Origin of the sequence: Novosphingobium sp. CCH12-A3 (assembly GCF_001556015.1) — a bacterium.
GTDB lineage: Bacteria > Pseudomonadota > Alphaproteobacteria > Sphingomonadales > Sphingomonadaceae > Novosphingobium > Novosphingobium subterraneum.
Genome location: NZ_LSIA01000057.1, coordinates 12,533 through 26,684, shown reverse-complemented (window position 1 = coordinate 26,684; position 14,152 = coordinate 12,533). Strand labels below are relative to the sequence as shown.

12 protein-coding genes and 1 tRNA gene are annotated in these 14,152 nt (G+C 59.7%); 9 read left to right on the top strand and 4 right to left on the bottom strand.

Translation table 11 applies throughout. The features are described from left to right. Nucleotides 1–87 precede the first annotated feature (87 nt). Both AX703_RS04245 and AX703_RS04240 read left to right on the top strand, forming a co-directional pair. A tRNA-Tyr gene (locus AX703_RS04245) sits at nucleotides 88–173 on the top strand. Between the two features lie 196 nt (nucleotides 174–369). Then, nucleotides 370–1,581: a site-specific integrase gene (locus AX703_RS04240; RefSeq protein WP_011541155.1), complete on the top strand. Its 1,212-nt coding sequence runs from the start codon at nucleotides 370–372 to the stop codon at nucleotides 1,579–1,581. Between the two features lie 26 nt (nucleotides 1,582–1,607). Here the strand turns inward: AX703_RS04240 and AX703_RS27215 are convergent, their stop codons facing one another. The 4 genes from AX703_RS27215 to traA form a co-directional block, all read right to left on the bottom strand. Beyond that, complete coding sequence (locus tag AX703_RS27215; protein ID WP_156451908.1) at nucleotides 1,608–2,186, bottom strand: hypothetical protein; 579 nt, start codon at nucleotides 2,184–2,186, stop codon at nucleotides 1,608–1,610. Nucleotides 2,187–2,261: 75 nt separating this feature from the next. Next, a complete protein-coding gene (locus AX703_RS26425; protein ID WP_011536516.1) occupies nucleotides 2,262–2,942 on the bottom strand; it encodes a phytanoyl-CoA dioxygenase family protein in 681 nt (226 codons plus the stop codon). Nucleotides 2,943–2,999: 57 nt separating this feature from the next. Continuing rightward, a complete protein-coding gene (locus tag AX703_RS04230; RefSeq protein ID WP_153802829.1) occupies nucleotides 3,000–3,764 on the bottom strand; it encodes a DUF6118 family protein in 765 nt (254 codons plus the stop codon). A 10-nt stretch (nucleotides 3,765–3,774) separates the two neighbouring features. Beyond that, the gene (gene traA, locus AX703_RS04225; protein ID WP_041384243.1) at nucleotides 3,775–6,660 is read right to left on the bottom strand and encodes a Ti-type conjugative transfer relaxase TraA; all 2,886 of its coding nucleotides are present in this window, start codon (nucleotides 6,658–6,660) and stop codon (nucleotides 3,775–3,777) included. Between the two features lie 173 nt (nucleotides 6,661–6,833). Here traA and AX703_RS04220 point away from each other — a divergent pair, with 173 nt between their 5' ends. The 7 genes from AX703_RS04220 (at nucleotide 6,834) to AX703_RS04190 (ending at nucleotide 14,142) form a co-directional block, all read left to right on the top strand. After that, the gene (locus AX703_RS04220; protein ID WP_011536519.1) at nucleotides 6,834–7,139 is read left to right on the top strand and encodes a conjugal transfer protein TraD; all 306 of its coding nucleotides are present in this window, start codon (nucleotides 6,834–6,836) and stop codon (nucleotides 7,137–7,139) included. Beyond that, nucleotides 7,117–7,389 (top strand): conjugal transfer protein TraD, encoded by a 273-nt coding sequence (locus AX703_RS04215; RefSeq protein WP_011536520.1) that lies wholly within the window; start codon nucleotides 7,117–7,119, stop codon nucleotides 7,387–7,389. Before AX703_RS04220 ends, AX703_RS04215 begins: the two co-directional genes overlap by 23 nt. A gap of 308 nt (nucleotides 7,390–7,697) precedes the next feature. Further along, nucleotides 7,698–8,963 carry a DUF3422 family protein gene (locus tag AX703_RS04210; RefSeq protein ID WP_062342853.1) on the top strand — a complete coding sequence of 422 codons (1,266 nt, stop codon included), beginning with the start codon at nucleotides 7,698–7,700 and terminating at the stop codon, nucleotides 8,961–8,963. A 149-nt stretch (nucleotides 8,964–9,112) separates the two neighbouring features. Beyond that, nucleotides 9,113–10,561: a sigma-54 dependent transcriptional regulator gene (locus AX703_RS04205; RefSeq protein ID WP_011536522.1), complete on the top strand. Its 1,449-nt coding sequence runs from the start codon at nucleotides 9,113–9,115 to the stop codon at nucleotides 10,559–10,561. A gap of 491 nt (nucleotides 10,562–11,052) precedes the next feature. After that, a complete protein-coding gene (locus AX703_RS04200; RefSeq protein WP_011536524.1) occupies nucleotides 11,053–12,015 on the top strand; it encodes a hydrogenase in 963 nt (320 codons plus the stop codon). Nucleotides 12,016–12,076: 61 nt separating this feature from the next. Beyond that, nucleotides 12,077–13,672, top strand: coding sequence for a nickel-dependent hydrogenase large subunit (locus AX703_RS04195; protein ID WP_041384245.1), 1,596 nt, complete (start codon nucleotides 12,077–12,079; stop codon nucleotides 13,670–13,672). Nucleotides 13,673–13,761: 89 nt separating this feature from the next. Beyond that, nucleotides 13,762–14,142, top strand: coding sequence for a hypothetical protein (locus tag AX703_RS04190; protein ID WP_007015745.1), 381 nt, complete (start codon nucleotides 13,762–13,764; stop codon nucleotides 14,140–14,142). Nucleotides 14,143–14,152: the final 10 nt, after the last annotated feature.

The window sequence follows — 14,152 nt, the reverse complement described above, 5'->3', positions numbered from 1 at the left end:
GGGCCGCCACTCGGCCGGACGGTCTCCTCGGAGACTTCGAAAATCGGCTCTTCCTTCGGGAGGAACCGGCACCGGCAGCACTGGTGTGGACAGGTGGCCGAGTGGTTAAAGGCAGCAGACTGTAAATCTGCCCGCGCAAGCGTACGCTAGTTCGAATCTAGCCCTGTCCACCACCGCCCGTTCTCGGAACATCCCCGAAAAGCCCTAGAAATCTCAGAAAACCAAGGGTATTCTGCCTTTCGATGGCCGCCCCTGTTCGCTGCTATTTGTCTACAACCGACAGTGAGTGTGGGGAAGGTGTGGGGAAGGAGGTGGGCTTCCCCACACTGCGGCTCTCTTAATTGACCTCCAGAAATGTGGGGAACGAGAATGGGCAAACTTACGGCGGTGGCGGTCAAGGCCGCTTTGGCGAATCCGGGCACCTATCAGGACGGTGACGGACTTTTCCTGAAAGTTGGAAAAACTGGTGCGGCTTCCTGGCTTTTGCGACTCCAGCGCGATGGCAAACGACAGGATATTGGTCTGGGTAGTGCGAAGCTGGTGACGCTGGCGGAAGCGCGTGCGAAGGCTGCTGAACTCCGCAAGGCTGTAAAGGTCGAGAAACGCGACGTACTGACGGAGCGGAAGGACGAGGAAGCCGCCAAGGTCACTTTCCGCGAAGCCGCTACCCAATATCATTCCGAGAACGAAGCTGGCTGGAAAAGCGATGTCTATGGTCGGCAATGGCTGGCCAGTCTGGAAAACTACGCCTTCCCGAAGCTTGGCGACATGACGACTGGTGGAATCACTGCCGCCGATATCATCTCGGTCCTCACGCCGATCTGGCAGGAAATCCCCGAAACAGCCCGCCAGGTTCGGAATCGGATTTGCGCGGTGCTAGATTACTCCCATGCAAAGGGTTGGCGCTCTTCCGAAGCTCCATCAGGCAATAGCAGCCTCAAGGCAGGGCGAGGGCTGCCGCGACAGATCAAGAAACCGGCAAACCGCAAGGCGATGCCATACGTGGCCGTTCCTCCGTTCCTGACCGCGTTGCGCCGCAAACCATCCTATTCGCGTCTGGCGCTAGACCTTCTCATTCTGACGGGCGTTCGCTCGCAGGAAGTGCGGCTCGCGAAATGGGACGAATTCGATCTGGACCAGCGCCTTTGGACAATCCCAGCCGAACACATGAAGCGCAGCAGGGCGCACATCGTGCCGCTTTCAGAAGCGGCCTTGGCGGTGCTTGTGAAGGCGGACGCAATGCGGCTTGAGGGAGCCGAAGTGGTATTCCCCGGCATGACGGGAAAGGCGATGTCCAACATGACGCTGCTCAAGGTCATGCGCGACATGCAGGAGCCGTTCCACGTCCACGGTTTCCGCTCCAGCTTCACCGACTGGGCGGCGAACGAAGGCTTCCCCAATGCGGTCGTCGAAGCGGCACTGGCGCACAAGACGCCTGACGCTGTACAGGCCGCCTATCGCCGCACCACATACCTTGGCACGCCGGATAATCCCGGTGCGCGCGTGAAGCTGATGGAAGCGTGGGGGAATTATTGCGCGGGTACTGCCGGAGCAAATACGCCGATCAATGAAGGCGGCTAATCTGACGCTGGTCATGGAAACAGCGATTAGCCTTGGTTAGCCCGACAGCCATATTGCTGGGCGAGCATTTTCTTCCCATCGAGCGCAGCAAGCTCTGTCCGCATGGCCCCAAGCATCTGTGTTTCCAAAGTGCCGCTATTGGCTTCCCTCAAGGCATCGATCTGAGTTCGGTATTGGGCGACAGTATTCTCATCTAGCGTGAAAGGACACTCTTCGTATGGCCATTCGTTCTCACCGGTGCCGTATGTCGTTGTGTCTACGAATGAGAGGCGGCTCATGGTTCTCAAACCGCCACTGCAGTTTCGGTCACCTTGATAGAGATCGAGGCCCCGAACCGGACCGTCGAATCCTTCAGCCGCCCACCATCGAGCGCATCCGGCTGGGACATTATCCTCCCAAGTCCAAACTAAGCCGAAGCCCTTCCATTGATAACTGGCATCAGCACGGGATGGCACGTCTTTTGGCTTTGGAATGAGAGGGTCAATGATTGGGACTAACCAACCATATACGAAAATCGGGCCGATTGGCGTCAGCGTAATGAGCAACGTCGGTACGACAATTGCAAACAAGGCGAGAATGCTTTTCCTCATCCGATTGACGATCACAGATTAACTGCGGCAAGTCATCGATATTCGTGGGGTTGAGCAACCTGCAGATCATTTCGTGCTGAGGTTGGCATTCTACACACCAAGCCATTCGAGTCCGTGCGGCAGCTCTTCCGCCGCAAAATCTACCTGAAGGACTCTTCTGCTTTTCGGCGCAGAGGCAGCGTCGGACGCGTGAAGAATTGGCGTTGCGTATAGCCATACATCGCCAGCTTCGGCCAAACAGACCGCTGTTCCGCACCTGTCTACCACTCCCTTGACCCGATCTACGGCTATTCTTCCGTAGGTGTGGGATCCAGGAGCAATGAGCAGTGGTGCATTGCTAGCGGGCACATTGTCGATGTGCGCCCTCACCGTCACCATGCGGGTAAGAAGATCAAATGGCGGTGCAACGTGATTCATACCGCTTTTCAAGGTCCAGGGGCCAAACCCCGGTGCATCTCGCCTTTCTTTGACACAGATTGTTCGGTCTTGGTGCCAAGCGAGTGCCCAATTGCTTATCGTCGATTTGTTGAAGAGAATTGCCCTAACCGGTCGGGAAGAGTTACCCAAAGCGCTTGCGGCTATTGCCCCTATCGGACCTTCTCTCGCAAGAATTGGATCGAGCGCGGGTATCCCATGCAAACGAACGCCCGCCCCATCTGCTGGAACCTCGGCAAGCGCTGATATCACATCGTCAATGCAATGGGAGATCGCGCCTTTGAATAGCTGCGCCCCATAGGCTGCAAATTGAGTTGTCGGACGGTCTTTCAACATCCACTTCGCTAAGCATGAGAAACCCCTTTCGGCAACGCCCGCGATTGAGTTGATACGTCATTGCGCGATCCGAATTGAGCAACTGACCGGCCTTTCTTCCTTCCGCGCCTTTTCGGTGCATCGGCTCAATTTTTCGCGGTTTGCGCTAAGGACACGCTGCGCCTCCGCCAATTCTTCCCAAGCTTCGGGGTTCTGAGACCGGATGAGCCTGATTCCTGCTTCCACAATGGACGGCTCTCCAACAGACTTGCGAGCCATCCGTTCGGGTAGCTGCCAGCTTTCTGGCATGGCGCGGGCGATGGTGCCGGGGAGAATCGACCAAAGCAGGATGCCGACCAAGAATCCCATGCCTGCAAAGCGCCAGGTCTGACGCTTCTGCTCGTCCTCGGCGCGGACTCTTCCGACAATTGCGGCGAGCCGGCCGGTTGCATTGTCCAGATCTTTGCGGCCCTGTCGGAACAGGTCGCTGCTGTCGCACAGCATGTCGAGCGAGGCGCGCTTGATCTGAACCGCAATGTCTTCCGGCGTCAGCTCGATGGCAGGCTTGTTGCCGATTGCGGTTAACGTCTTGGAGACCTGTGCCAGCTGATCGGCCATCTGGCCGAGCGTTGCCGTGTAGTCCGGGATTACGATGTCGGCGCGCTCCCTGGCCATGTTCTGGACCGTATGCCGCACCATGGCCATTTCGCCTTCAAGACGGGCGAAGGCTTCTGTTGCCGGATCGGATTCTTCCGCCGTATCAATTTCCGGTTCTGCCTCCGGGGCGGGAGGTTCCTCCACTTCAAGGTCCAACTGTACTTCTTCGATTTGATCGTCTTCCATCATTCAGCTCCTAAATGCCCATGTCGAAAGCGCGGGTGCGTTCACGGGCGAGGGTTGCGGTGAGTTCTTTGGCGATGCTGCGTTCCGGCTTCGGATCGATGCCAAGTTCGCGGGTCTTGCCGCGCAGCAGGCCTTCGACTTGCGGGTCGCGTTCAAGCGACTTCGCCAGCTCGTTCTGCTTTGCCGATACGCGGACAGCACCGGCGCGGTCGCCCTGCTGTTCAAGCTGCTTGCGCGCCGTGCTGAGTCCCTGCCAATCACTGACAAAGCGCTCGGATCGCAGCGCAGGATCGGTGCGCACTGCGGCCTCTTGGTTCATGGCGCGCATGGCCTCCTGGCTACGCCCGCCAGCGGCCTCTGGGATCAGCTCAGGCCGCCGCTCCAGCGCCTTGGCGAGATCGGTGGCCGCATGGGGCCGAATCGCGTCGAGCGCTTTTCCTGCCTTCTCCAGCGCGTCCTTCTGGTGCGGGAGAACGGGCAAGCCCTGGGCTTGCATCGTTCCGATATCGCCAAGCGCGCGGGCATAGCGTTCGACCGCGCGACGCTGGTCGTTCTGCGTGTTCGACTTTGCCGGAAGCGGTTCGAGCTGACGGGCCTGCGGTCGGAAGTTTCCGAAGATGGATTTGGCCTTCTCCGGCACTTGCCGAACCATCGCCATTACCCGCTCGCGGAAGCTGATTCCGCGCAGTTCGGCGAAAGCCTGCTCGGGCTTGTAGTCGCCCGCCATATCTTTCCCGCGCTCGCGGCTAAGGGTGCGAACAAGTTTGGACTGGTCGGCAAAGTCATCGCGCCCATAATGCAGCGCTAGCCCCTCGCGGTGACGCGACATGGCGACATAGGCGGAATGGCTGTCCATGCCCGGTGTGGCGAGAATATGCGTGCGGTCCACTGTCATGCCTTGCGCCTTGTGGATCGTGGCGGCGTAGCCATGATCGATGTGGGCGTAGTACTTGGTGTCGAAGGCAACTTCCCGCCCATCGTCCGTGCGCACGGCCATGCGCTGCGGGCTGGACATCGCGACCGTGCCGAGCGTCCCGTTCTTCACCCCAAGTTCGCGTTCGTTGCGCAGGAAGATGATGCGGTCCCCCGATGCAAATTTCCGTTCGCCGCGTGCGGCCTTGATCGTGGCATCGGCACCTAGCGCGCCAGCCACGCGCATTTTCTCGCGCGCCATCTGGTTGAGCTCGCGGACCTCGTCATTGGTGTGGGTAAGGATGATCCGTCTTTCGTCTGGGCTGTCCTGCCGCTCGCGATCCCAACGCTCGACAAGCTCTGTCCGTGCGACCTCGCGGGTGTCGGTGGCATAGACCATGCCGCGCTCTTCGTAGGTGCGGATCGCTTCGCCCGTGCGGCCCGTGGCGAGCTGCCTGGTCGTATCCTGCTGCCATGCCGATAGCTGACGGCGAACCTCGCTGATCTCGACCCCGCCGTGGCGCTCGTGGATTGCCCGGAATGCTGCACCTGCCTCGATGGCCTGGAGCTGTTGCTGGTCACCGACTAGGACAAGTTTCGCACTGGACTTTGCGGCATGGGACAGCACGCGCTCCATCTGGCGCGTGCCGACCATACCCGCTTCGTCAATGACGAGCACATCCTTGGCAGTCAGCTGCTCGCACCCTTTGCCCCATTGATGCTCAAGGCTGGCGATGGTGCGCGATGCGATGCCGGAGCCGTTTTCCAGACCCTCGGCGGTAATGCCGGACAGGGCTGCGCCACGCACATTGTAGCCCGCGCTTTCCCATGCCTCGCGCGCCACGCCCAGCATCGCGCTTTTGCCGGTCCCGGCATAGCCAACGATCACGGCAAGGCCACCCTTCTTGGTGACATACTCGAAGGCGGATTTCTGCTCGCCTGACAGCACCAGACCGCGCTTCGCGGCGCTTGCAAACGCGGCGTTCCGCTGCACATCATTTACGGCGTGACCAGCGCGTTGCGCCATCGCGTCGGCAGCGCAATGCAGGCGCTGTTCGGTCTCGATCATCGCCCGCGAAGTGAAGCGGTCTTGCCCGCGTCCATCCTTGCCCAATGCGATCAGCTCGGGCGCCGCGCGCACGGCATTGTAGGCGGCGTCAAACTGCTCCTTCCCGTCGCTATGCCGGTGAACAAAGGCGGCAAGGTCGCGCCTGGTGAAGGTGGCTTGCTGGTGCGTGATCGCATCCAAGGCCAGCGAGGGATTGGCGATTATGCGTTCGCCATTGCGCTGGGCGATGGCGCGGTGTTCCTCAATCCGCTCGGCTTCCAGACCGCGTCCGCCAATGCGCGAGGCGGCGGGACCGATCTTGTCCTGCGGTTCCAGCGCAATGCCCTGCGCTTCCAGGCTGCGATGATCGATCCGCGTATCGATGTCGCGTTCCGCCAGCGCGCGGTTGACATGATCGGCCCAGCGCTCGCGCCACTGCTCGATCAGCGCGGTCTTGTTCCAGTCGCGGACTTTTGCGCCAAAGCCATCCTTGGTAACCTCGCGCATGGTCAGCATGACGTGGGCGTGCGGCTTGGCTTTGCCGTCCTCGCCAATATCCCAATGGACATTGAGATCGGCGATCATGCCTTTTTCGACGAATTCAGCCTTCACGAACTCGCGCGCCAGCCTGATGTTGTCTTTCTTCGACAGTTCGCGGGGCAGGGCGAACTCGACCTCGCGGGCAAGCTGCGCATCCTTGCGCTTCTCCGCAGCTTCGACCGCGTTCCACAAAGTGGCGCGGTCGGCGAGGGCTTCGGGTGCGCCTTTGGGCAGCATCACTTCGGAATGAAGAACGCCTGCCTTGTTGGTGAAATCGTGGGTTCTGTCGATCCGCTCATCGTGCAGTTGCTCGCCCGCACGATAGGCCGCAGCCGCCACGGCACTGCGTCCGCTCGACCTTCCGATGACCTTCGCGCTGAAATGAAAGATTGCCATGTCGGCAATCCAGTTACACCGCAAACGCCACGTCGGCACGACGTATAAGCGCGCCCTCTCATGATAAAATCCTGATCGGGACTAGGCGGTATCACACTGTCCCGGCGACCTTACTGCATTGAGATAGCTCACCGATTATCATGTCTCCATCACACCAACGATGGAGATATCCCATGCGCAAACCCCGCGATTTTGATTCGGAGCTCAAGGCCCTCGCCGACAAGGCCAAGCAGATGAAGGAACGCCGCGTGCGCGACCTCGGCGCGCTGGTCACGGCAACCGGAGCCGACGCACTCGATGCGGATGTGCTGGCGGGCGCGCTGCTCGAGGCTGTCGACAACAACGACAAGGCTATAAGCGAGGGCTGGCGCAAGCGCGGCGCGGCCTTCTTTCAGGGCAAGCAACGCAACACTGCGAGCGGACCTCGGCAGCAGCCGGAAGGCACTCTCCCGCTCGATGGCGGCGCGGCATCGGCTTGAGGCAGCAAAGGCACGAACCGACATGCGCGAATGGCAGGTCAAACGACGCGAACGAACCCGGCAACTGATCGAACTGGGCGGCTTGGTTGCCAAGGCCGATCTGGTAGAGCTGACCGATGATGATCGCGCCGCCCTCTACGGCGCATTCCTCACCGTCGCCGCCAAGCTGCGCGGGCCGGATGGTGCGCAGGCGCTGGTGCTGTTCCGGCGCAAGGGCAAGCGGGCGTTCGAGGCAGAGCAGTCTGACTGAGCGACAAAAGAAAGCGGCTCCGGTCCCTGTGAAATGGAGTTGATTGCTCGCGTCAGCTTTGCGCCCCACATCCAGCCATCGAAGGTTCAACGACGATCGCCTGAAAGCGGACATCGGATCAGTAGGCTCGATCTGGCAGCAACGTCGGACGGTCCGGAACGGCAGGTTTTGGGGAGTGAACGAGGGATAGCTGCCCTTCGTTGCGGCCATGTCCGATGGCAGCTAGCCGAGATCGATTTTACCGGCATTGCGGCTTCGCGCTTGTTTGAATAGGTCTGGCCCGGAATCCACTGGCAGGGAATGAGGCTATGCGAGAACATGAGGTGCGGCGGCAAGTTGTCAGCGAAATGCATTTGCGTCGCTGGCCGCTGTTGCAACTGCCGGTCGCAGTGTTCCAGTGGGTGCTTGAGGTTGGGCCTGGCGAGCGTGAGGCGGAGCGCTCAGTCTTGTCCGCTCTGTGCGGAAGCCAATCGGATGAAGAGAATCCGCGCCACCTGTCAGGTGCACTCTCCGGCGACGTCTCCTTTACATGGGAGCGACAGAGCGAAGGTTCGACGCTGACAGTGTTTTGTCCGGGACGCGCCATCGAAGTTTTGCTCGCCCCCGGACTGGACTCTTCGGTGGGCGAGGCCATTGACTGGGCGGAAACCCTGCCGGGCGCAATCATTCGCGCGACATCGATCTGGGTTGGTGGCGACGAAGCCGAAGTCGAAAGGGCATTGCCCGCGGTTGATTTCAACCGCAGCGAGCTTGTGTCGTGCGGCCTCTCCGGGGGAGTGCGTATCTGGTCGGATTTTCGCATTCACCCCGATGGCCGGGGGCGCCTTGTGGTGTCAGCCGGGGAAGTCGACCGGAGTGATCTCACCCGGCAACTGCAGCAATTGCAGGAGCTTGGGAATTACCGCAACAAGGCGCTCTTGGGGCTGCCGGTGGCGCAAGAGGCCTGGCCAAGGCTGGACGCGGCCGAACGCGAATTGGCCGCACTGGCCAAGGCCGTCACTTCCTCGGCGGCCTCTGACGATGATTTGCTGGCGCAATTGTCTGACCTCAGCCTGGAACTTTCGACCATTGCCACGTCAATCGACTATCGCATGAACGCTACCGCAGCCTATTCGCGTCTGGTGGAAGAGAGGCTCGCACAACTTGCTCCGGAACCGATCCGTGGGTTCGCTTCGCTCGTCGACTTCACTGAACGCCGCTTCCTGCCGGCAGCGCGCACCTGCGCCGCCTTGACTGAGCGCGAACGTCAGCTGACACGGCGTGCGCGCCAAATCTCCGAACTGCTGCGCGCCCGCATCGAGACGCGGATCGAGAACCAGAACGCGAAACTGCTTCGATCGATGGAGCGCAGCACGACGATGCAAGTGCGCTTGCAGCAGATCGTCGAGGGCCTCTCCGTAGTGGCCGTGAGTTATTATGCCATCGGCCTGCTAGGGTATGCCATAAAGGGTGCGTCCCATCACTTTGACTGGGTTGATCCGGAAGTTGCGATCGCTTTGCTGGTGCTGCCGGTCCTGGGATGCGTGTGGTTTGCGCTCCATTCGCTCAAAAAGCGGGTTCTGGGCGGCGATTAGCTGCATTCACGCGGAAATTGCGCACGCGACAACGCCTGTGACCAGCCCACAAGCTCATCTCATTGTTAAGTTGGCAGGCGAAATGCAAACTTTCCTTGCACATCGGGCGCGACTGGCGGTAGCAGTTGCGGTCCGCTGCATGTTGGGAGGTGCATTTGGCCGGGGAATTGACGATCCTTGTTGTTTCGCGCGACGATGCGCTGATCAGCGCGGCGCGAGCTGGGCTGAAGGAGCGGGCTGATTACCGGCTGGTCATAGCTGAGGACGGCAAGACCGCGCAGGAGCGGCTCAACGACATCGAAGTACACCTCTTGCTTTGCGATCTCGACACGGTGGACGATGCCCAGGACAACATACTGACACGCGCGCGCGTTTCACATCCGGGGGTTTGTCGAATTGCGGTCTCTTCGCAGAATCGCGACGATGCTGACAGCGAGGCAGTCCGTCGCTCTGCCGCCTATCTCTATCTGTTCAAGCCGCTAACACCTCATCAGATTGCGCTCATGGTAAAGCGCAGCCTGGAAATGAACGAACTTTCGCGACGGCATCGCCTTCTTTCGCGTGAACTGAAGATTTCGGTCGATGACCAGATCTTCGAGGAACGCGTGGATATGTCAGTCAAGGGCGGTTACTCGCAATTCGAGAAGCTCGTTTATGCCAGCGCCAAGATGGCTGATTTGATCGTTGAAGCGCGCAAGGCGGCAGTCACCGATCTGCCAGTCCTCATCGAGGGCGACACCGGGACGGGCAAGGAACTGCTGGCGCGAGCGATCCATTTCAACTCTACACGTGTCGATTCTCCGATCCATGTACAGAATTGCGGCGGTATGCTGGATTCCACGCTCCATTCCGAATTGTTCGGACATGTGCGGGGGGCTTACACCGGAGCCACCGCAGACCGGCTTGGGCTGTTCCGTGCCGCAGATGGCGGAACGGTGTTCCTTGACGAAATTTCAGATGTTTCGCCGAGTTTCCAGGTCAGCCTGCTGCGCTTCCTTCAGAATGGCGAGGTTAAACCGCTAGGGTCGGACAAGTTGTTGCATGCCAATGTCCGGATCATTGCGGCGTCGAACCGGCCGCTTCTGGAAATGGTCGAAAAAGGCGAATTTCGGCGTGACCTGTATTATCGTCTCAAGGGCTTTTCGCTGAGCATCCCGGCGCTGCGGGACAGGCGGGAGGATATTCCTGTTCTTACAGATTTCTTCATCGAGAAATATGCCGGAGTAGTCGGCCGCAGGGTAATTGGCATTACGCAGAGTGCGCTCGACAGGCTGCAGGCTCATCAATACCCAGGCAATGTCCGGGAACTGGAAAGCGAGATCAGGCGCGCGGTGGCGCTGGCTGAAAATGGTGGTTACATTACAGAGCGTAACCTCTCGGCCGTGTTTGATAATCTCGTTGTTGCCCCGGATGTCGGCCAGCAGGCGGAAATGGAAGGCGGCACACTCAAGGAGATGGTCGAGCGTCTGGAGCAACGGGTCGTGGTAGGTGCACTCACCCGTTTTCGCTGGAACCAGAGCAAGGCTGCCGACGCGCTGGGGCTATCCCGCGTGGGCCTGGCCAACAAGATCAAGCGCTACGGTCTGCATGATGGCTGACGGTGGTCTCATGCAGGAGCAGGAGCAGGAACGGGAGTGGCAGTGAAATGGCAGACCGGGACAATGTTGTTCGCTTGCGTTTTTCCCGCATGCCCTATCCGGGGCAAGAGGCGCCACAAGACCTCGGCTCGACAAAGCTGACGCGAACAGCGGGTGCAGGACTTTCTGGTGCGCATGGCCATTGGTGCGGGCGCTGCAAAGGCATCTGGTATTCGGCGTTCGGCGAAGTTGAATGCCCGGTCTGCGGCAACCGGCACGGCTAGCCTGAACGGTTGGCATACGCACCTCCTGCGGCTCCGACTGCAAAGAATGTTTCAAGGAGTGCGTGCAAAGTTTCTTTGCATTTTCTTCGCCGAAAATAAGGGCTTCGCCATACGATATTGAAAATGCTTTAGTATTTTTCTGGCACGAATCATGCTTAATGTCCTCCCATGGCCCGCAGGGGCATTTGGCCGGTCGGGCACTCCGCCGGGAAGTTGGGAGACTGAGAAATGGCGAATCTGTTGTGGCTTCAAGGCGGTGCGTGCTCTGGCAACACCATGTCCTTCCTTAATGCCGAGGAGCCCAGCGCATGCGATCTGGTGACGGATTTTGGCATCAATGTCCTTTGGCATCCCTCGCTTGGCCTCGAGCTGGGTGAGAATGTCAAAGTCATGATGGAAAAGTGCCTTTCCGGCGAAATTCCGCTCGACATTTTCGTGTTCGAAGGCAGCGTCATCAATGCGCCCAACGGTACGGGCGAATGGAATCGCTTCTGCGGTCGTCCGATGAAAGACTGGGTGGCAGATCTTTCTGCCAAGGCGCAATTTGTTGTGGCTATTGGCGATTGCGCCACCTGGGGCGGCATCCCGGCAACGGCTCCCAATCCGTCTGAAAGCGAAGGCTTGCAGTTCCTCAAGCGGGCCAAGGGTGGAGCGCTGGGCGAAGGCTTCACGTCTCAGGCTGGCCTTCCGGTCATCAATATTCCCGGCTGCCCCGCTCACCCTGACTGGGTAACGCAGATCCTTGTCGCCGTTGCCACGGGCCGCGCGGGCGACCTGACGCTGGACGAATTCCATCGGCCAAAGACCTTCTTCTCCAGCTTCACGCAGACGGGCTGCACCCGCAACATGCACTTCGCCTACAAGGTCTCGACCACGGCCTTCGGTCAGCGCAAGGGCTGCCTCTATTACGATCTGGGGTGCCGCGGCCCGATGACTCACAGCCCCTGCAACCGCATTCTGTGGAACCGCGTTTCGTCCAAGACCCGTGCTGGCATGCCCTGCCTTGGCTGTACGGAACCGGAATTCCCCTTCTTCGATCTCGCCCCAGGAACTGTCTTCAAGACCCAGACTGTGATGGGCGTGCCGAAGGATCTTCCGCTAGGGGTTGATCGTACCGGCTACGTCAAGCTCACAGCTGCCGCCAAGGGTGCGGCTCCGGCGTGGGCCGAAGAGGATATCTTCGTCGTCTGATTCATGAGGGTTCATGGCGCGCAGCGAAGCGCGCCGCACACAGAATTTCGGGAGAATTACAATGGCAGCTACACAAACCCTCGACATCTCGCCCGTTGGCCGGGTGGAGGGCGACCTTGATGTCCGTGTCGACATCGAGAACGGGATCGTCACCAATGCATGGACGCAAGCGGAAATGTTCCGCGGCTTCGAGGTCATCCTCAAGAACAAGGATCCACAGGCCGGGCTTGTCGTTACGCCTCGTGCTTGCGGAATCTGCGGTGCCTCGCACCTTTCCTGTGCGGCATGGGCGCTTGACACTGCCTGGGGTACGACCGTTCCGCGCAACGCCATTCTCGCCCGCAACCTCGGGCAAATCGTCGAAACCATCCAGTCGATCCCGCGCCATCATTATGGCCTGTTCATGATCGACTACACCAACCAGAACTATGCGAAGTCCAAGTTCTACGAAGAAGCGGTGAAGCGCTATGCGCCCTTCACAGGGACCTCCTATGAAGCGGGTGTGACCATTTCGGGCCGCCCGGTAGAAATCTATGCCCTGCTTGGCGGGCAGTGGCCGCATTCTTCCTTCATGGTTCCCGGCGGCGTGATGTGCGCCCCGACTCTGACCGACGTGACCCGCGCATGGTCGATCCTGGAGCATTTCCGCCGCAACTGGATCGAACCGCTGTTCCTTGGATGCTCGATGGAGCGCTATGAGGAAATCAGGACTTATGACGACCTGATGGCGTGGCTGGACGAAAAGCCCGAGCATGCCAATTCGGACCTTGGCATGTTCATCCGCATGTCGCTCGATATCGGGCTCGACAAATATGGCAAGGGCCACGGCAAGTTCATCTCCTGGGGCTATCTCCCCCATGAAGACCGTTACAACAATCCGACGATTGAAGGTCGCAATGGCGCGGTCATCATGAAGTCGGGCGTGTTCGATGGTGCCAGCGACACTTTCAAGCTCATGGATCAGGGCAACACCCGTGAGGACATGCAGCATGCCTGGTACGATGAAGGTGACGGCCTCCATCCGTTCGACCGGACAACCAATCCGGTAGCCAAGAACGACATCGACACAGACGGAAAGTACAGCTGGTCAACCGCTGTCCGCCACAGCGACAACGGACGTCTTGAAGCAGGGCCGCTGGCTCGCCAGCTGATAGCAGGTGGCGATCACGGCGAGAGTTGGCAGCACAGTGATGGCCTGGTGCTCGACATGTATCGCAAGCTGGGCGGCGCTTCGATCTACCTGCGTCACTTCGCCCGTCTGCACGAACTGTGCAAACTCTATCGGGAATCCGAGCGAATTCTGCGCGAGTTCCGCCTCAATGACGAGTGGTACATCAAGCCGACCGAGCGCGATGGCCAGGGATGGGGCGCGACCGAGGCTGCGCGCGGTGCCTTGTGCCACTGGATCGACGTGCGCGATGGCAAAATCCACAACTACCAGATCATTGCTCCGACCACCTGGAACGTTGGTCCGCGGGCGAGCAATGGCGAGTTGGGGCCGATCGAGGAGGCACTCATCGGCACCCCGATTGCAAATACTTCCGATCCGGTTGAAGTCGGGCATGTTTGCCGTTCCTACGACAGCTGCCTGGTTTGCACGGTCCACGCACACGATGCGAAAACGGGCGAGGAACTGGCCCGCTTCCGCACAGCTTGATATCGGGTCGCCGGGTGGGAGGACGCTGCAAGATGTCTCCCACCCGAGGCTGCGAATAGAATAACAACCCGTTGGGAGAATGCGCCGGAATGACTGGCGACAACACCGAATTGCAGCGCCAGCGCGAATGGCTCTTGTCCCGGTATGGCGTGGTGCCTTCGGAGGCCGATCATGCGACACTTCTGCGCATGATCGAGGATTATCTCAACGAAGGGCTGGAAACGCAGGTAGAGCCATTCCCCGAAACGGACCGCGAATTTTCAGGTATTCTTGATGAGTTAAGGGCGCTCGACCCGGATGATCTAAGGGCCAAGCTCGACATTTCCGGCTGGTTGCTTCGCCCATACGGGGCAGACGAGATGCGCTGTCAGGAATGCATGTATTATCTGGTCCACAGGCGCTGGTGTGACCTGCCGGAGCTAAGCTTGCCCGCCGAGCCCGAATGGTGGTGCCGCCTCTGGCGCATTTGAAGGAGTTGCG

Excerpts from the sequence above, each read along its gene's own strand:
- AX703_RS04240 (WP_011541155.1), top strand. The coding sequence starts at position 370 with ATGGGCAAACTTACGGCGGTGGCGGTCAAGGCCGCTTTGGCGAATCCG.
- AX703_RS26425 (WP_011536516.1), bottom strand. The coding sequence starts at position 2,942 with ATGTTGAAAGACCGTCCGACAACTCAATTTGCAGCCTATGGGGCGCAG.
- AX703_RS04230 (WP_153802829.1), bottom strand. The coding sequence starts at position 3,764 with ATGGAAGACGATCAAATCGAAGAAGTACAGTTGGACCTTGAAGTGGAG.
- traA (WP_041384243.1), bottom strand. The coding sequence starts at position 6,660 with ATGGCAATCTTTCATTTCAGCGCGAAGGTCATCGGAAGGTCGAGCGGA.
- AX703_RS04220 (WP_011536519.1), top strand. The coding sequence starts at position 6,834 with ATGCGCAAACCCCGCGATTTTGATTCGGAGCTCAAGGCCCTCGCCGAC.
- AX703_RS04215 (WP_011536520.1), top strand. The coding sequence starts at position 7,117 with ATGGCGGCGCGGCATCGGCTTGAGGCAGCAAAGGCACGAACCGACATG.
- AX703_RS04210 (WP_062342853.1), top strand. The coding sequence starts at position 7,698 with ATGCGAGAACATGAGGTGCGGCGGCAAGTTGTCAGCGAAATGCATTTG.
- AX703_RS04200 (WP_011536524.1), top strand. The coding sequence starts at position 11,053 with ATGGCGAATCTGTTGTGGCTTCAAGGCGGTGCGTGCTCTGGCAACACC.
- AX703_RS04195 (WP_041384245.1), top strand. The coding sequence starts at position 12,077 with ATGGCAGCTACACAAACCCTCGACATCTCGCCCGTTGGCCGGGTGGAG.
- AX703_RS04190 (WP_007015745.1), top strand. The coding sequence starts at position 13,762 with ATGACTGGCGACAACACCGAATTGCAGCGCCAGCGCGAATGGCTCTTG.